Consider the following 18,295-nt stretch of genomic DNA (forward strand, 5'->3'; position numbering starts at 1 on the left):
AATATTTAGAACAAAATAAAATTTACGAACAAGATGGATAGAGAGGGGCTGATTCGATGGAGCGAACAAGTTTGTACGATCCACGATTCGAAAAAGATGCATGCGGTATTGGGTTATATGTCAATTTAATGGGAGAAACAAAGCACGATATCGTCAGCAAATCGCTATCGATGCTCTGTAAGCTCGAACATAGAGGTGGGCAAGGCGTCATCGACGCTGGTGACGGGGCCGGCATCATGACCGAGTTGCCACACGAGTTATTCACTCAGACGATGAACTTGCCAGCGCCGGGGGGCTATGCGGTCGGCATGGTGTTCTTCCAACCGAACGAGACAAAGTTGCGCGACAAGCAACAACAAATGGAGCGACTCGCCGATGAACTCGATTTCGCGACAATCGCCTGGCGGGAAGTACCGGTCGACAGTTTGGCGATCGGTGAACACGCTCGGGTGACACAACCGACGATTTATCAATGGTTCGTGTCGTGCCCGTTCGCGGACTACGATTCAAACGAACGCTCGCTCTATCAGCTTCGCCGGATGATCGAGAAAACAGACGAATTAAACCTTTATCTTCCTAGCCTGTCGACGAAGACGATCGTTTATAAAGGGATGTTGACGCCGATCCAGATTGAGCGGTTTTATCTCGATCTGCAATCGCCGGCTTATAAGAGCACGTTCGGGATCGTCCATTCACGGTTCTCGACGAACACGTTCCCGTCATGGGAGCGGGCCCATCCGAACCGGATGATCGTGCATAACGGTGAGATCAACACGTTACGCGGGAACATCGATGCGATGCGTGCCCGCGAAGGTGTGACCTCGACCGACCTGTTCGATGATGTGAACGAACTGTTCCCCGTGCTCCAAGAAACGGGCAGTGACTCCTCGATGCTCGACAACGCGTTCGAGTTCTTCACTCGGACCGGTCGTTCGATCGCACACACGGCGATGATGCTCATCCCTGAGCCGTTCGCCGAAGTATCGATGGATCCGTTCAAAAAAGACTTTTATCAGTACCATTCGTCGATTATGGAGCCGTGGGACGGACCGACGGGCGTCGTCTTCACGGACGGGCGTCAAATCGGGGCAATCTTGGACCGGAACGGCTTGCGGCCGATGCGTTATATCGAGACGATGGACGGGGAACTCATCCTGTCGTCTGAGAGCGGGGTCATCCCGGTCCATGCGGAGAACGTCAAGACGAAGCAGCGTCTCCGTCCCGGGCAGCTCCTCCTCATCGACTTGGAATCGAAACGTCTCATTCCAGACGCAGAGATCAAACAGACGATCGCCCGGGCCGAACCGTACGGGAAATGGTTGAAGCAGATGACGACGATTGCGGACCAGCCTGTGAATGAACCGGTCGTCGAACAGGTGCACCGTAAACAACGGGCGTTCGGATACACGAAAGAGGATATCGAGCAATATCTCGTGCCGCTCATCCTCGAGAAAAAAGATCCGATCGGCTCGATGGGCCATGACCAACCGGTCGCGGTCTTGTCAGAGCGACCGCGGTCGCTGTTCCATTACTTTAAGCAACACTTCGCCCAAGTGACAAACCCTCCGATCGACGCGTTGCGCGAGAAAATCGTCACGGCGACGTTCACTTGGCTCGGTCCTCAAGCGAATCCGGTTCATACCGGTCGGGGACACGCCCGCCGCGTCTGGCTCGAACATCCGATCATTGACGCGGCGACAGTCGAGGCGGTGAAGTTGAAAATGAACGTCGTCCGCATCACGACAACGTATGAAACAGACCTCGAACGTTCACTCGAGTCATTGTTTGAACGTGTCGATGCGGCCGTCCGAGATGGGGCTGAAGTCATCGTCTTGTCTGACCGTGACATGTCCGAGTCATCGCTCGCGATGCCGGCCCTGCTCGTCATGAGCGCGGTCCATCAACATTTGATTCGGTCGAACTTACGGGCGTCATGCAGTCTCATCGCTGAAAGCGGAGAAGTGAGAGAAGTGCACCAAGCCGCCGCTTTGATCGGATACGGGGCCGATGCGGTCTATCCGTATTTAGTGTACGCGACGATCGCCGAAGCGGTAGAAGCCGGATTGATTTCGTTCTCGGTCGAAGAAGCGATCCGCCGCTATCAAACGGCTGCAGTCGATGGAATCGTCAAAATTATGTCGAAGATGGGGATCTCGACCGTGCAAAGTTACCGGGGAGCACAAATTTTTGAGGCGGTCGGCATCGACCGCGCATTGATCGACCGCCATTTCCGCGGGACGACGTCACAACTGTCCGGGATCGGGTTCAAGGAGCTCGAAGCAGAATCACGGCGTCAGCACGAATCGGCATTTAGCCGTGACCGTCCGCTTGAAGCGGGAGCAGATTTCCAGTGGCGAGCCGACGGAGAAGAGCACGCCTTTAACCCTAAGTCGATTCACTTGTTGCAACGGGCATGCCGCGAGAACGAACGCCGTTACTATGACGCTTACGTCAAACAGCATGAAGCATCCGGTCAATTTTTAAGACAGTTGTTCGACTTTAAATCGCAAGAGCCTATCCCGATCGACGAGGTCGAATCGGTCGCCTCGATCGTCAGCCGTTTCAAGACGGGCGCGATGTCGTTCGGCTCCCTGTCGAAAGAGGCACATGAGACGCTCGCCATCGCCATGAACCGGATCGGCGGGAAGAGCAACTCAGGTGAAGGCGGCGAAAACCGTAACCGCTTCACTCCTGACGCGGACGGGAACGAGCGCATCAGTCGGATCAAACAAGTGGCAAGTGGACGATTTGGTGTCACGGCCGAATATTTGTATCATGCCGATGAGATCCAAATCAAGATGGCGCAAGGTGCGAAACCAGGGGAAGGTGGGCAGTTGCCGGGCAATAAAGTCTACCCGTGGGTCGCCGAAGTGCGCGGCTCAGTCCCAGGTGTCGGGCTCATCTCGCCGCCACCGCACCATGACATCTACTCGATCGAAGACTTGGCCCAGTTGATCTTTGACTTGAAGCACGTCAATCCGAAAGCAAAAGTGAGCGTCAAGCTCGTCTCGAAATCCGGTGTCGGAACGATTGCGGCCGGCGTCGCCAAAGCGAACGCCGACACGATCGTCATCAGCGGCTACGATGGCGGGACAGGGGCTTCGCCTCGGACGTCGATTAAGCATACGGGTCTTCCTTGGGAGCTCGGATTGCTTGAGACACACCAGACGCTCGCATTGAACGGACTTCGCGGTCGCGTCACGCTCGAGACGGACGGCAAGCTCATGACCGGACGCGATATCGTCCTCGCCGCCATCTTTGGGGCGGAGGAATACGCGTTCGCGACGGCACCGCTCGTCGTGCTCGGCTGTATCATGATGCGGGCCTGTCATCTGGACACGTGTCCGGTCGGCGTCGCGACACAAGACCCGGCGCTTCGCCAAAAGTTCATGGGTAAACCGGAACACGTCGTCAATCTTATGACGTTCCTCGCCGAAGAAGTGCGCGAAATACTCGCCTCGCTCGGCGCGAAGACGATCGGTGAGGTCATCGGCCGAACGGACTTGCTAGAAGAGAGCGCCTGGAAACAGGAGCACGCGAAAGCGAAAATGCTCGATTTGACACCGATGTTATCGGTCCCGACAGCGTTACCGGGGAAGGAAGAGTTAGCTCATCCGGCTTTTCAGTCGTACGACCATCGAAAATTGATCCCAGCCGTATCGCGTTCGATCAAATCGCTTCAACCGACGTTCTTCGTCGGGCGGGTCCGCAATACGGACCGGGCCGTCGGGACGATGCTCGGCTACGAAGTGACGAAAGTTCACGGCAACATCGGTTTGGCTGAAGATACGATCTCACTCCGACTGAGCGGATCGGCCGGACAAAGTTTAGGCGCATTTCTTCCTCATGGCATCACAATCTCTGTGATCGGGGATGCGAACGATTATGTCGGAAAAGGGTTGAGCGGCGGGAAACTCGCGGTCATCGCTGAGAAACATGCCCCGTTCGACGAGAGCGAACAAATCATCGCCGGCAACGTCTGCTTGTACGGGGCGACATCGGGGATGGCATTTTTCAACGGACACACGGGGGAACGGTTCGCGGTCCGAAACTCAGGTGCCGTCACCGTCACTGAAGGCGTCGGGGATCACGGGTGTGAATATATGACCGGTGGGACGGTCGTCGTCCTAGGAACGGTCGGCCGCAACTTCGCGGCCGGGATGTCCGGAGGTGTCGCCTTCCTATACGGTGACCAAGACTATGACCAACTCGTCAACACAGAACTCGTAGCGGTCGAACGCGAGTTGACCGATGAGGACACAGAACAGATTTACACGCTGCTCGAGATGCATCAATTCCACACGGATAGTGTGAAAGCGAGTCGTATCCTCGAGTCGTTCGATGACGAGCGGAAGCGCTTCGTCAAAATCGTACCTCGCGATTATGCGAACGTACTTGACGTCATGCGTCAAATTGAAGCCACTCGTCCGGAACTGAACGAGGCAGACCGTGCCCTCGAACTGTTCCGGGTCGTGACTGAAGGAGGCGTAGTATGAGACATAAATTTATCGATATCCCACGTGAGACGCTCCCTGAGCGTACAGTGCTCGAGCGGATACGTGACTATGATGAATATTCATCCCGGATGGACGATGAACCGATCGTCAAGCAGGCCGAGCGCTGCATGGACTGCGGGACCCCGTTTTGTCACGTCGGTGACATGATCGGGCAAGAGACGATCGGGTGCCCGATCCACAACTTGATTCCGGAATGGAACAAGCTCGTCTCGGACCAAGACTGGTATCGTGCCTACGAGCGGTTGATGGAGACGAACAACTTCCCAGAGTTCACGGGCCGCGTTTGTCCGGCCCCATGTGAAGGGTCGTGTACGCTCGGCATCAGCGAGGACCCGGTCGCCATCAAATCGATCGAACGGACGATTATCGACCGCGCGTTCGAAGAAGGGTGGGTCCAACCGCGCCTCGTCCAGATGCGGACCGGACGCTCGGTCGCCATCATCGGCAGCGGTCCAGCGGGTCTCGCTGCGGCGGACCAGTTGAATCAAATCGGTCATCACGTCACCGTGTATGAAAAAGCTGACGAGGCGGGCGGGTTGTTGTTTTACGGGATCCCAAACATGAAGCTTGATAAAGACGTCGTCCGGCGCCGGATTCACTTGCTCGCGGCGGAAGGAATCCGCTTTAAGACAGGTGTCAACGTCGGTGTTGATGTGACGGTCGAGTCACTCCGCCACAAGTTTGATGCCGTCATCCTGGCGACGGGGGCGCAGAAACAGCGGACGCTCGGAATCGAAGGGGACGACGCGACCGGCGTCGAACCGGCGATGGACTATTTGACCGAGTCGACACGGGTGCTCGGCGGAAAAATGATCGACGCACAGTATGACGCGGCCGGGAAAGACGTCATCGTCATCGGTGGCGGTGACACCGGGGCCGATTGTGTCGCGACGGCGATCCGGCAAGGTGCGAAATCGGTCACACAGTTCGGCAAACACCCGGAAAAAGGCATGTTCCGGGCGCCAGAACGTCCGTGGCCACTTCAACCAGATACGCTTTCGGTCGATTATGCTTACGCCGAGGCGATCGAACGTTATGAGCATGACCCGAGAACGTATTTGATCCGCTCGAACCGAGTTATTAGCCAAGACGGTCGCGTCGCCGGCATCGAGACGGAACGGATGGAAAAGATCGTCAAACCAGACGGTCACGCGACGTTCTTCGTCGTCGAAGATTCAGTTAAGACGTATCCGGCCGACCTCGTCCTCGTCGCCATCGGTTTTGAACGTCCTGAATCCGAATTACGCAAACTTGGCGTCGAAGCGAAGCAAGACTACGTTTCGAACGTAGACGGCGTCTTCGTCGCCGGGGACGCGAGACGCGGACAAAGCTTGATCGTCTGGGCGATCCGCGAAGGGCGAGAAGTCGCCGAAACGGTCGACGCTTACTTGGAGGCTTGTCAATCTCGTCTAAAAACTTCATCATAAAAAGGAGCGACGCGATGTCGCTCCTTTTTAGATTGATCAATAGGAGGAGTCAGAGATGCTAACAGAAGTCCTCATGTATACGGGTTTTTGGTTTTTACTCGTGCTCGTCTTGCTCGGCACGATTTACGCGCGGCGTAACCGGAAGTGATTATAATACCATCGCGGCAATCAAACCGAAGACGATGAGCGGGATGTTGTAGTGGAGGAACGTCGGCCAGACCGTCTCGCGCAAGTGGTCGTGTTGCCCGTCCGCGTTCAAACCGCTCGTCGGTCCGAGCGTCGAATCACTCGCCGGGCTACCGGCGTCACCGAGTGCTCCGGCCGTTCCGATGATGGCGATCGTCGCTTCGACCGAGAAACCGTACTGGATACATAACGGCACGAAGATGGCGGCGATGATCGGTATGGTCGAAAAGCTCGAGCCGATACCGAGTGTGATGACGAGACCGACGAGGAGCATGACGAGGGCGGCGAGGAACTGTGAGTCACCCATCAAGTTGCTTGCTCCGCTCACGAGCGGTTCAATCGCACCCGTTTCACGGATGACGGCGGCGAATCCGCTCGCAGCGATCATGACGAAACCGATAAAGGCCATCATGCGCATGCCGCTCGTAAAGATATCGTCCGCTTCTGACCAAGGGATGAGACGGAAGAGCGTCAACAGGATCAAACCGGTCACGGCCGAAGCGATCATCGATTCGGTCTGTAATTGAACGACCAAGACGACCAAGACGACGATCGCCGTCAACCAAATCTTCATGTTGCTCAACGTGCGGACCTCATAGTCGCTCGGACCGAGTTGGATCGTTTCATACGACCGCGGTTTCCGGTAGTGGAAGAAAGCGGTGATGAGTCCGACGAGCATCCCGAGTGCCGGGATGGCCATGATGCTGACGATATTGACGTCACCGACAGCCATCCCGTTCGTCTCGACGTTCGGGAGCAAAATCTCGTTCAAGTAGATGCCGCCGAAGCCGACCGGTAGCAACATGTACGGTGTGACAAGCCCGAACGTGAGGATCGTCGCGACGAGCCGGCGATCGAGTTTCAACTCATTGAACAAGACGAGTAACGGCGGTACGACGATCGGGATGAAGGCGATGTGGATCGGTAAGACGTTCTGTGAGCTGATAGCGAGTAAGAGCAGCAGCGACAGCAGTAACGCTTTGACGCGACCGACACTCTTGCCGGTCACATCACGGCCAGACATGCTGATCAACCGTTCAGCCAGGACGTCAGGCAGGCCGGTCTTTTACAAGCCGACAGCGAACGCACCGAGCAGGGCGTAGCTGAGGGCGATCGTGGCACCGCCACCAAGCCCGTCGCTGAAAGCGGTCAACGTGTCGTTGAAACCGAGTCCTCCGACAAGTCCACCGACGATGGCGGCGAGGATGAGCGATAAGACGATATGGACACGACTGATCGCGAGAGCAAATAAGACAATGACAGCTAATAATACAGCATTCATGAGTTCCAACACCTTTCGAATCATAAGTTCTTTCTCTTGTTATCACTTTAATACGATAAAGACTTTTGAAATTTAACATACGTTTTATGACTTGTCAAATCATGAAAACAAAAAAAGCGACAACTTCGAAAAGTTATCGCTTCTTCATCATAGTTCGACGTTATGGTACACCTGACGAACGTCTTCTAAGTCTTCGAGTACGTCGAGTAGTTTCTCGAATTGCTCTTTCGACGCTTCGTCGAGTTCGACTTCGTTTTGCGGTAGCATCGTCAGCTCGGCGACTTCGAACGTCTCCACACCCGCCGCTTTGAACGCGGTCTGGACGGCATGGAATTCTTCCGGCTCGGCATAGACGATGACCGTCTCGTCTTCTTCGATGACGTCACGGACATCGAGGTCGTGCTCCATCATGAGTTCGAGCACGTCGTCTGCTGTCATCCCGCCGACACCGATGACGGCCGTCGCATCGAACATATACGCGACCGACCCGCTGACGCCCATGTTACCACCGTTCTTGCCGAACGCGGCTCGAACTTCAGAGGCGGTCCGGTTGACGTTGTTCGTGAGCGTGTCGACGATGAGCATCGACCCGCTCGGCCCAAAGCCCTCATAGCGGAGTTCGTCGAAGTTCTCTTCGTCGCCGCCTTTCGCTTTGTCGATGGCCCGGTCGATGATCGCTTTCGGGACGTTATACGTCTTCGCGCGCTCGACGACGAACTTGAGCGATTGGTTCAATTCCGGATCAGGTTCACCTTGGCGGGCGACGATGTAGATCTCGCGGCCGAACTTCGCGTAGATACGACTCGTATTGGCGTCTTTAGACGCCTTTTTCTCTTTAATGTTGTTCCATTTACGACCCATTATGTGTCATCTCACTTTCCATTGTTCGATAGATTCACTGTCGATTATATAAGAAGAAGCGAGCGTTGACGAGAGAAAATCATCCCTCGCTCTTGTCCATCTTCTCAACGATCTCGGTCAGCGTCTTTAAACTGTCGATCAAGCGGTCGGTCTCATCCTCATCGAGGAACGCTAACCGATCCTCGAACAGGCGCCGAAACGAGTCGCGCCGCTCGAGGAGCACGCGCTCTCCTTGGTCGGTCAATTGGTTCCAGATGACACGGCGGTCGCGCTCGTCAGGGACACGTGTAATATACCCTTCGTCGACGAGCTTCGTGATGAGCGGCGTCACGTTCGGCGGGGCAATCGATAACGTCTCACTAATTTGTCCGTTCGTGACCGCGCCTTCATCCTCGATCAACATCAGTAGATGAAAGTGAGAGAAGTTCAAGTTCGGGATTTGCGGGAGGTCGGAGCGGCGGAGCAGTTTTCTTCTGATTAACGGGATCAGTTTCACAAACTGATCGGCTGCATCTTGTCTTGGCATAGTCATAGTCACTTCCTAGTCAGGTTCTTTCTTCATTATACACGACCACAGGCGGGGTGGACGAGCAATCATCGGACTGTGAGCATTTACACACCGATTCCGCCAAACTAATGACACAAACAATGTAAGCGTTTACATATGGATCTGTCCTTGTTTTCATGAAAACGCATACGATTTTACTGAGCTGATCTGTAAAAATCAAGACCTATCCTCAAACAGCAAAAAAATATTGTGAAAGAGTTCACATTGTTGTCACGCACAAATTGAATGAAACGGTGTATTCTATGAATGTGAAGGAAAGCACAAACTCTTATCAGGCAAACCGATTATCCCGTGCTCTCCATCAAGTCAGAAGATCAGCTCTCATTCATGAGGAGGAAACCAACATGGCAGTTAAAGAGAAAGCAGTAGTGGAAACATCAGCAGAACAGATGGTCGACACGCTCGTCAAGCAAGCGCACACGGCACTCGACACGTTGATGACGTTTGACCAAGAGAAAATCGACACGATCGTCCAAGCGATGGCGTTAGCCGGACTCGAGCAACACGTCGCACTCGCTAAACATGCATTTGAAGAAACAGGTCGCGGTGTGTTTGAAGACAAGATGATCAAAAACATCTTTGCGACAGAATATATTTTCAACTCACTTCGCGGTGAGAAAACAGTTGGCGTCATCGAAGACGATGAGCAAAACGGCATCACATACATCGCCGAGCCGGTCGGTGTCGTCGCCGGGGTCACACCGGTCACGAACCCGACATCAACGACGATGTTCAAAGCGATCATCGCCATCAAAACACGTAACCCGATCATTTTCGGCTTCCACCCGTCAGCACAACAATGTTCAAGTGCAGCGGCCCGCGTCCTTCGTGACGCAGCAATCGCAGCAGGTGCACCGGAACATTTGATCCAATGGGTCGAAAAACCGTCACTCGACGCGACGAAAGCACTCATGAACCACCCAGGCGTGGCCATGGTACTCGCAACAGGCGGCGCGGCAATGGTGAAGTCGGCTTACTCGACAGGTAAACCAGCGCTCGGCGTCGGACCTGGTAACGTCCCGGCTTATATCGACAAGACAGCGAAAGTGAAACGCGCCATCTCGGACGTCATCTTATCGAAAACGTTCGATAACGGCATGATTTGTGCGTCAGAACAAGCGATCATCGTCGACCAAGAAGTATATGAAGACGTGAAACGTGAAATGACAGCGCTCGGCTGCTACTTCTGCTCACCAGAAGAAAAAGCCAAACTCGAAACACTCGTCATCAAGACAGACACATGTGCGGTCAACCCTGAGATCGTCGGGAAACCGGCAGCATGGATCGCCGAGAAAGCTGGACTCAGCGTCCCGGCCGACACGAAAATCTTGATCGCTGAACTCGAGACAGTCGGCGCAACAGAACTGCTCTCACACGAGAAGCTCAGCCCGGTGCTCGGCGCTTATAAAGTTCAATCACGAGAAGAAGGCTTCGCGATTGCTGAGAAAATGCTTGAAATCGGTGGTCTCGGCCATACGGCCGCAATTCACTCGACAGACGACGACGCGATCCTCGCGTTCGGACTTCGCATGAAAGCTTGCCGCATCATCGTCAACTCGCCAACGGCACACGGCGGTATCGGTGACCTTTACAACGAAATGACACCATCACTCACACTCGGTTGTGGGTCGTACGGTAAAAACTCCGTCTCTGAGAACGTGACGGCGAAACATCTACTCAACGTGAAAAAGGTGGCGAGACGTCGCGTGAATATGCAATGGTTTAAAGTCCCTGAAAAAATTTACTTCGAGAAAAACTCGGTTCAATACTTGCAGTCGCTCACGTCAAAAAAACGAGCAATGATCGTCACAGACGAAATGATGGTCAAACTCGGATTTGCTGACAAAGTCATCAAAAACTTGCCGGCTGGTGTTGACTACCGCATCTTCGACCAAGTCGAACCAGATCCATCGGTCGAGACGGTCATGGCAGGTGCCGAGGCGATGCGCCAATTCCAACCGGATATGATCATCGCGCTCGGTGGTGGATCACCGATGGATGCTGCGAAAGGGATGTGGCTCTTCTACGAACGTCCAGAAGAGAAGTTCTCAAACCTTCGCCAGAAGTTCATGGATATTCGCAAACGGACGTACAAGTTCCCGACGCTCGGCAACAAGTCGATGTTCGTCGCGATCCCGACAACGTCAGGTACAGGTTCAGAAGTGACACCGTTCACGGTCATCACTGATAAAAAACGGAACGTCAAATACCCGATCGCCGACTACGCGATCACACCAGACGTCGCCATCATCGACCCTGAGTTCGTTATGACGGTACCGGCTTCAATCACGGCTGACACAGGAATGGACGTCTTGACACACGCCATCGAAGCGTACGTATCGGTCATGGCGAACGACTATACAGACGGACTGGCCCTCCGTTCGATGAAGATGATCTTCGACTACCTCCCGAAAGCTTACGAAAACGGAAGCGACGCTGAAGCTCGTCAAAAAGTGCACAACGCCTCAACAATGGCCGGTATGGCATTCGCGAACGCATTCCTCGGAATCAACCACTCGATCGCGCACAAAATCGGTGGCGAGTTCCACGTGCCGCACGGTCGGACGAACGCGATCCTCATGCCGCACGTCATCCGCTACAACGCGACACGCCCATCGAAACTTGCGGCGTTCCCGAAATATGAGTCATTCATCGCTGACGAGCGCTACGCTGAAATCGCACGCTTCCTCGGACTCCCGGCGAAGACGACTGAAGAAGGCGTCGAGTCACTCGTCCAAGCGATCATCGAGCTCGGACAGCGCTTGAACATCAAACTCTCGTTCAAAGCACAAGGCATCAAGAAAGCGGACCTTGATGCGAAAATCGACAAAATGGCGGTCGATGCGTTCGAAGACCAATGTACGACGGCGAACCCGAAAATGCCGCTCGTCGAAGAATTGAAAGAAATCATGTACGCAGCGTACGAAGGCGTATAATCAAAAAAAGGCGATCACTCCAACGAGTGGTCGCCTTTTGTCATGCAATTAAGGAAAGTCCCATGAACAGGAGGATGACGGATAAAGCGATGACGTTGAACCAGACGACAAACTTGATCGCGATCTCAGCCCACGCTTTATTTCTCAGCCCAAAATAAAGCAAGATTGCATAAAAAACTAGACCGCCGACGAGTCGGTACGGAGAGGATGCGTCAAAACCAATGTCGTATGCATGTTGTACTGTATTGAGCAAGGCGAGGAGGAGGAAAGCGCACAGGTAGCGCTTTTTCTTTATTTGTTGATTCGGATTGTAAACATTATTCATAGATTGCACCAACCGTCTTTGGGTTTTCGTATTTCTATCTTTCGACTTTGTAATATCTTTTCACTATACCATTTTTATGAAAGGTGAGATGGCGAAAACAGACAATTTCGTCTCCTGCGTTCATTCATCGCCAACGAGAGCGACCGTGTGAGACTGAAGCAAAGAAAAGCTAACCAAACCCCATGATTCCCGATGGAGGGGACGAGCAAGAAGGCCACAATCGTAAACACGATAAACGCATAGATGAGTGAGTTACGGACGGGCCGAGCGTCTCCGATGCCGGCAAAGACACCTTCATACAACATGGCCAAACCACCGATGAACGGATACAAAATAATCCACATATAATACGTCTCAATCGTCGAGCGGAGCGCTATATCTTCCGTGAAGAGGTGAATGATTCCATCCTGTGCCACTGACAGTAGTACGGTGATAATAACCGTTGACCACAAAATAAACCGAGAGCCGATCTGAACCGTGAGTCGATAGGTTTCATTCGATTTTTGCCCGATTGCGCGCCCAATCAATACGGTGGAAGCTTGACCGATGCCGCTGAACCAATAAGCGATCACATACTGCAATTGAAACAAGATGGCATTCGCACTCAATGCCTCGACGCCTTGTTTGGCTCCAAGTGCAGTGAACGAGCCCGTCATGAGAAGTAAGAAGACGGTACGGATGAACAAGTCACGGTTGACGGTCAAATAAGTAATATAAGCGCCCGTGTTCATCAAATCGCGGCTTATCTGTGCGGAAAACGTGATACGGCTTTGTACGAACAGCCAACCCAATCCAAACGTCATCACTTCTGACAAACTCGTCGCAAAAGCAATCCCGGCAACCGGATCGTAAAACACGTGGATAAACCAAACGTCTAAGATGATGTTCATCAGGTTGCCACCGACTTGGATGACTAAGGCGGTGCGCACGCTCCCATGCCCAATCAGCCAGCCGAGTAGGACGTACGTACCAAGCGCGAATGGAGCGGCGTAAAGTCGCGTCGTAATATAAGTCCGAACGGAGTCGGCCATGGATGCATCAGTTACAAGTAGATGAATGGCGGTTTCGCGAATCGGGATCAGGAACAAGAGAAAACTTGTTCCAAAAACAAACGCGATGACGAGCGGCCGGAACAAACTCATTTGAACGCGTGTTGCATCTTGTTTCCCGAGTGCTTGCGCTGTGAATCCGCTCGTACTAATCTTTAGAAAGCCGAACAGCCAATAAAGGGTGTTAAAGACGACCGCACCGACGGCGACTGCACCAATCGCGGTCAATTCGTCCGTGTTCGCGATTACAATCGTATCGACGACACCAAGCAGCGGCGTTGAGAAACCGGCGAGCACGAGCGGGTAAGCGATGAGCCAAAATGATTTAGTCGACACCATGCAAGAACCGACCCTTCTCGACGAAGGCGTCGCGCAATGCAATCGTGTACGGATGGCGCGAGTCATCAAACAATTCATTGCCGTTGAAAGAGTCCACGATCGTCCCTTCGGACAAGACAAGGATACGGTCACACAGTTTCGATACGACCGATAAATCGTGGGAGATGATTAAAAATGCCATCGACTGGTCGCGATGATAGGACTTTAGCATGTCGACGATGTGATGTTGCGTGATGGTGTCCAGTGCTGTCGTTGCCTCATCGAGAAGAATGAGTTGAGGATTCAGGCTAAGAGACCTGGCGATGGCGGCACGTTGTTTTTGCCCTCCGCTCAATTCACGAGGATACGAGGCCATGCATGTGTGCGGAAGTTGAACGATGTCAAACAAGTGTTCTAACTTGGCCCGTTCATCGTACGGTTCAATCAAACGAAAATGACGAAGCGGCTCCAAGATGGAATCTGCGAGCGTCCATCTCGGGTTGAACGATTCGGCGCTGTCTTGAAACACAGCTTGAATGCGTTGCCTCATCTGTGTGACTTCCCGACATGAAGCGGTCTGCCAAGACAGATCACATAGCTGAATCTGTCCTGCGTCAACCAGCTCAAGTCCGAGTATACAGCGAGACAAGGTGCTCTTTCCGCTACCGCTCGTCCCAATCAAGCCGACCGATTCGCCAGCCTGAACCGTGAACGTGACGTCACATAATACAGAGTGGCTACCATAGTTTTTCGAGACTTTTTCAACGTGTAATAACATGTTCGAGTCGTTCCTCTCGTTTTAAAATCGGTGCCGCTTGAAGCAAAGACTTGGTATACGGGTTCTCCGAGGCAATCAGGTGCTCACGATTTCCCGCGTCAACGATGCGCCCATCTTTCATGACGAGGATGTGATCGGCATAGGTCATCGCTTCGGCTAAATCGTGAGTGACCCACAGCATGCTCGATGTTTGACCGATCATCGACTTCAACCATTCGGTCACTTGCCGAGCCGTCAGCACGTCGAGCGCATTCGTGATCTCGTCCGCGATGATGAGTGTTGGTTGAAGAATGCTCGCAAGTAATAAGCAAAACCGCTGAAGTTGACCACCGCTCAGTTCGAGTGGATAGCGATTGAGGAGTTCTTCCGATAAATGAATCTCGGCCATGGCGGAGCGGATACGGTCTTTGTCGTATGCCTCGTCATGACTTTCGAACAAGTCCCGAATATGCTCATCCATCGTCAAAAATGGTGCGAACGACGTCGTGTAATGTTGTGGGATGTATCCAATCTCGCACCCATAAATGGAACACGTTTTACTCGCATCCCCAATCTCTTGGTCGTTCCAATAAATTGTACCTGTCGTCTGAAGCGTGTTGGGAAGCATCTGCAAAATCGATTTGACGAGAAGTGATTTGCCGCTTCCGCTCGCGCCGACGAGACAGACCCACTCATTTCGTTCGATGGCGAATGAGACGTCTTGTAAAAGTGGACGTTCGTCATGCTTGATAGAAAGTTGATCAATGACTAACATTACGTTGCCTCCTAACGCTTAAACTTGAAAATGACGTGTCAGTTTTGTCGAGAGTCTCGTCGACCCGATAATGGTTAACACGATACAGAACGCCGGCCAAAAAACGAGCGCCGGATTCGTTGCAAGGTAATGTCGTCCTTCACTGATCATCCCCCCCCATTCTGGTAACGGTAATTGAACACCTAGTCCAATGAAGGAGAAGGCGGAAATCAAGAGGATGACTTTTCCAAGGTCAAGACTCATGACGACAAGAATGTGCGGACAGACGGCAGGAAGGACGTGCCGGAGTGCGATTTTCGGTTTCGAAAGACCGTTCACGCGCGCAGCGAGGACGTGTCCCTTCGTGCTCTCTTGCAGGACGAGCGTGTGTACGAGTCGTGTATAGGACGTCCACTTAATCAAACTGATGGCGAGCACAAGGCTTTGAATGCTCGGACCTAGGACTCCAGCGAGGACGATGGCGAGCACCGTATCGGGAAAGATGATGGTCGCATCTGTCACTTTTGTGACGATTCGCTCCAATTTGCGATAGACGAACCCGCTGATCGTCCCAAGAATGATGCCGACCGTCGCTGTGATGAGAATGATGACGGTACTTAAACCGACCGTGATCCCGCCTGCAAGAAGGAGTCGTGACAAGACGTCTCGCCCTAGGTGATCGGTGCCGAGCAGATGATGCAGCGATGGTGAGGCAAGTCGATTCGTCACGTTCGTCGCGAACGGGTCGACCATCGATGTCAATGCATACATCACGACGAAGATTGCCAAACCGCTTATGATGAATCGGCGCTGTTTCATCGGGACACATCCTTTCGATAGAGGTGAGGCTGCAGTAAACGTAACATCACGTTGGTCACGAGATTGATACTGACGACTAAACAAGTCGTAAAGACGAGATACCCTTGCAAGACGGGGAAATCACGGCGTAAAACAGAATCCACCATCAGTTTGCCGACCCCGGGATAAGCGAATAACACTTCGAGCACGACGACTCCTCCCATGAGGCTCGCCACGCTCACGCCGAACATCGAGATGACAGGGGGCAAGGCGGCCCGGGCGATATAGCGCGTCAGTAACTTTTTTGAACGGATTCCCCGAACTTTTGCTATCACGACGTAATCAGCCGCCATCACGTCGAGTAATGTCGAGCGGATGAGCCGGATATAGACGCCGCCAACGGCAATGCCTAACGTCAAAGACGGTAAGGCGAGGCTGTCCCAGCCGTTTCGTCCCATTACAGGGAACCATTGGAGTGACACGGCGAATACATACATCAAAAACAAGCCGATTAAAAAACTAGGGACCGATGACCCGACAATCGACAATCCGGTTGCTAGCTTGGAAAAGACAGACATTGGTCGGAAAGCGCTGATGGTACCGAGCGGGACGGCGAGCACAATCGCCACGAGGAGACCTCCGGCCGCGAGTTCGAACGTCGCGGCATAGTTGTTTTTAAACAATTGTGTCACAGGCTGACCGGTGATGAGTGAATCGCCTAAGTTTAATCGAACGATTTCAGAGAGCCAATTCACGTATTGGACCCATACCGGATCCGTGAAGCCAAGCTCCTCGCGGAGGCGGTCAATCTCGGCGACATCGACTTGCAGTTCGTCGACCTTCAATAAGTATAGGACGGGATCTCCCGGGACGAGTCGGAGAAGCAAAAAACTGAAAAAAGTGAAGACTAGAAAAGCTAGTCCCCACTCAAGCGATTTACGTGCCACGAATCGCGTCATATCACAACACATCCAAATCTTTTGTGATCATATAGTATTCGCTCTTTTCAGTGACCCACCCATGCACGTTGTCTTTCAAAGCAACATTCGTCGAAGGGTGGACTAAAAATGAGTTGATGACACGTTCATCGACATATTGCGCAATTTCTTCGGTCATTCGGTCGCGTTCAGCACGGTCGACCGTCTGATTCAAGCGGTCGATTTTCTGCGTCAATGTCGCATCTTCTACGCCACTGAAATTCAACGCGCCGTTCGGATGGAACGTGGCGTTCAAGTAGTAGCCGCCGTCCCCACGTGGTGCGGTCAAATTGCTATACGTCGCAAGGTCCCAGTCTCGTTCGGCGGCCATATATTCTTCCGGTGTGTCAATCATTTGAATATCGATTTCTATCCCGACTTGCTTCGCATCCGATTGAATCAACTGTGCGATGAGTGGTAAGTCAGGTCGTGAGCTATACGTCAACAGATTGAGCCGAACCGGCTCACCGTCTTTCATCAACACGCCGTTGACTTGCTCGTAACCGTCTTGTTTGACCAGGTCCAGGACATCTTGTCCCTCGTCAGAAGGGTAGGACGGGGCGAACGGGAAAGACGGTAAGAATGGACCGACAGCAGGTGTGGCATAGCCATTCAAAATGCCGTCCACGATTTGTTCGCGATTGATGAGCGAGTCAATCAGGCGGCGCATCGCGAGTGACTGCATATGTTCACGTTCAAGGTTCATCGTCAACTGATGGACACGGAACGTCTCCGCCTTGTCGACGACGAACCCGTCCTGCTCCAACGTGTCGATCATCTCGATTTCTGGACGATAGACGATGTCTGCTTCGCCAGACCGGAGCGCCATCGTGCGCGACCCCGGGTCTTCGTTGAACGTGAACGTGACCGTATCGAGTTTCGGTTGACCGTCCCAGTATGCATCATGCCGTTCAAGTTGGATGTTCGAGCCGGGTTGGAACGACGTCACTTGATAAGGGCCGGTCCCGACAGGTATTTGATCGATGGCATCATCTGCAGTGACGTCAATGATGGATGTGTTCGGATGGACGAGTTCATTGACGAGTTCTGGATAAGGGACGGTCGTCTCGATTAGGAGGCTCGATGCTTCCGCTGTAATCGATTCGATACGCAATGCGCTGCGGATCCCTGTATTCTCTTCGAGAGAACGGTCGAGTGAACGTTTGACGGCCTGCGTGTCGAGCGGTTTCCCGTTATGGAACGTCACGTCTTCTCGTATGTAAACGCGCCACGTCGTTTCGTTCACTTGTTCGAACGATTGTGCGAGCCAGGGGTCGACCGATAACGTCTCATCGTTCAATTTAAAAAGCGTCTCTGTCACACCGGCCCGGAGCGGAACGTAACTTGAATCGCGGTGGGGGTCTAGCGACTGAGTTGAGAAGTTATAGACGAAATGTAAATGCCGATCGTCTTGATTGGAATCGTTGCAAGCCGTTAAAAAAAATAGAGCGATAGTACATATGAGCGGAACTACATATTTCATAGAGATGACATCCTTCTTTCAAATTGTAATGATTACGAATTACATCATAGCGTAATC

11 protein-coding genes and 1 pseudogene are annotated in these 18,295 nt (G+C 52.9%); 3 read left to right on the forward strand and 9 right to left on the reverse strand.

Annotation, left to right across the window (positions count from 1 at the left end; translation table 11 throughout):
- Window positions 1-56: 56 nt before the first annotated feature.
- The gene (gltB, locus tag EVJ20_RS03020) at window positions 57-4,496 is read left to right on the forward strand and encodes a glutamate synthase large subunit (protein WP_131505006.1); all 4,440 of its coding nucleotides are present in this window, start codon (window positions 57-59) and stop codon (window positions 4,494-4,496) included.
- Entirely contained in the window at window positions 4,493-5,944 is a 1,452-nt protein-coding gene (locus EVJ20_RS03025; RefSeq protein WP_131507012.1) for a glutamate synthase subunit beta, read from the forward strand. Before gltB ends, EVJ20_RS03025 begins: the two co-directional genes overlap by 4 nt.
- Window positions 5,945-6,092: 148 nt before the next feature.
- Here the strand turns inward: EVJ20_RS03025 and EVJ20_RS03030 are convergent.
- From EVJ20_RS03030 to EVJ20_RS03040, 3 genes and pseudogenes are all read right to left on the reverse strand, one after another.
- Window positions 6,093-7,412: pseudogene (locus tag EVJ20_RS03030) on the reverse strand (Na+/H+ antiporter family protein).
- 147 nt (window positions 7,413-7,559) lie between these two features.
- Window positions 7,560-8,273, reverse strand: a complete 714-nt coding sequence (locus tag EVJ20_RS03035; protein WP_070327338.1) for a YebC/PmpR family DNA-binding transcriptional regulator — start codon at window positions 8,271-8,273, stop codon at window positions 7,560-7,562.
- A gap of 79 nt (window positions 8,274-8,352) precedes the next feature.
- Window positions 8,353-8,799 carry a MarR family winged helix-turn-helix transcriptional regulator gene (locus EVJ20_RS03040; RefSeq protein WP_070327337.1) on the reverse strand — a complete coding sequence of 149 codons (447 nt, stop codon included), beginning with the start codon at window positions 8,797-8,799 and terminating at the stop codon, window positions 8,353-8,355.
- Between the two features lie 386 nt (window positions 8,800-9,185).
- Between EVJ20_RS03040 and adhE the strand changes: the two genes are divergently transcribed.
- Complete coding sequence (adhE, locus tag EVJ20_RS03045; RefSeq protein ID WP_070327336.1) at window positions 9,186-11,777, forward strand: bifunctional acetaldehyde-CoA/alcohol dehydrogenase; 2,592 nt, start codon at window positions 9,186-9,188, stop codon at window positions 11,775-11,777.
- A gap of 399 nt (window positions 11,778-12,176) precedes the next feature.
- On the opposite strand, the gene EVJ20_RS03055 is transcribed toward adhE, so the two are convergent.
- Genes EVJ20_RS03055 through nikA form a run of 6 tightly spaced genes read right to left on the reverse strand, consistent with a single transcriptional unit; the run spans window position 12,177 to window position 18,238 of the window.
- On the reverse strand, window positions 12,177-13,490 hold the full coding sequence (locus EVJ20_RS03055; protein ID WP_161568082.1) for an MATE family efflux transporter: 1,314 nt from the start codon (window positions 13,488-13,490) through the stop codon (window positions 12,177-12,179).
- Window positions 13,477-14,247, reverse strand: a complete 771-nt coding sequence (locus tag EVJ20_RS03060; RefSeq protein WP_070327335.1) for an ABC transporter ATP-binding protein — start codon at window positions 14,245-14,247, stop codon at window positions 13,477-13,479. The genes EVJ20_RS03055 and EVJ20_RS03060 overlap by 14 nt, the downstream gene beginning before the upstream one ends.
- On the reverse strand, window positions 14,231-15,001 hold the full coding sequence (locus EVJ20_RS03065) for an ABC transporter ATP-binding protein (RefSeq protein WP_070327334.1): 771 nt from the start codon (window positions 14,999-15,001) through the stop codon (window positions 14,231-14,233). The genes EVJ20_RS03060 and EVJ20_RS03065 overlap by 17 nt, the downstream gene beginning before the upstream one ends.
- A gap of 18 nt (window positions 15,002-15,019) precedes the next feature.
- Window positions 15,020-15,799 (reverse strand): ABC transporter permease, encoded by a 780-nt coding sequence (locus EVJ20_RS03070; RefSeq protein WP_070327333.1) that lies wholly within the window; start codon window positions 15,797-15,799, stop codon window positions 15,020-15,022.
- Window positions 15,796-16,737 (reverse strand): ABC transporter permease, encoded by a 942-nt coding sequence (locus EVJ20_RS03075; protein WP_161567031.1) that lies wholly within the window; start codon window positions 16,735-16,737, stop codon window positions 15,796-15,798. Before EVJ20_RS03075 ends, EVJ20_RS03070 begins: the two co-directional genes overlap by 4 nt.
- Before the next feature lies 1 nt (window position 16,738).
- A complete protein-coding gene (nikA, locus tag EVJ20_RS03080) occupies window positions 16,739-18,238 on the reverse strand; it encodes a nickel ABC transporter substrate-binding protein (RefSeq protein WP_070327331.1) in 1,500 nt (499 codons plus the stop codon).
- Window positions 18,239-18,295: the final 57 nt, after the last annotated feature.

This window comes from Exiguobacterium sp. SH0S1 (assembly GCF_004337165.1).
Lineage (GTDB): Bacteria > Bacillota > Bacilli > Exiguobacteriales > Exiguobacteriaceae > Exiguobacterium > Exiguobacterium aurantiacum_A.

Excerpts from the sequence above, each read along its gene's own strand:
- adhE (WP_070327336.1), top strand. The coding sequence starts at position 9,186 with ATGGCAGTTAAAGAGAAAGCAGTAGTGGAAACATCAGCAGAACAGATG.
- EVJ20_RS03075 (WP_161567031.1), bottom strand. The coding sequence starts at position 16,737 with ATGACGCGATTCGTGGCACGTAAATCGCTTGAGTGGGGACTAGCTTTT.
- EVJ20_RS03035 (WP_070327338.1), bottom strand. The coding sequence starts at position 8,273 with ATGGGTCGTAAATGGAACAACATTAAAGAGAAAAAGGCGTCTAAAGAC.
- EVJ20_RS03060 (WP_070327335.1), bottom strand. The coding sequence starts at position 14,247 with ATGTTATTACACGTTGAAAAAGTCTCGAAAAACTATGGTAGCCACTCT.
- EVJ20_RS03070 (WP_070327333.1), bottom strand. The coding sequence starts at position 15,799 with ATGAAACAGCGCCGATTCATCATAAGCGGTTTGGCAATCTTCGTCGTG.
- EVJ20_RS03025 (WP_131507012.1), top strand. The coding sequence starts at position 4,493 with ATGAGACATAAATTTATCGATATCCCACGTGAGACGCTCCCTGAGCGT.
- nikA (WP_070327331.1), bottom strand. The coding sequence starts at position 18,238 with ATGAAATATGTAGTTCCGCTCATATGTACTATCGCTCTATTTTTTTTA.
- EVJ20_RS03055 (WP_161568082.1), bottom strand. The coding sequence starts at position 13,490 with ATGGTGTCGACTAAATCATTTTGGCTCATCGCTTACCCGCTCGTGCTC.
- gltB (WP_131505006.1), top strand. The coding sequence starts at position 57 with ATGGAGCGAACAAGTTTGTACGATCCACGATTCGAAAAAGATGCATGC.
- EVJ20_RS03065 (WP_070327334.1), bottom strand. The coding sequence starts at position 15,001 with ATGTTAGTCATTGATCAACTTTCTATCAAGCATGACGAACGTCCACTT.
- EVJ20_RS03040 (WP_070327337.1), bottom strand. The coding sequence starts at position 8,799 with ATGCCAAGACAAGATGCAGCCGATCAGTTTGTGAAACTGATCCCGTTA.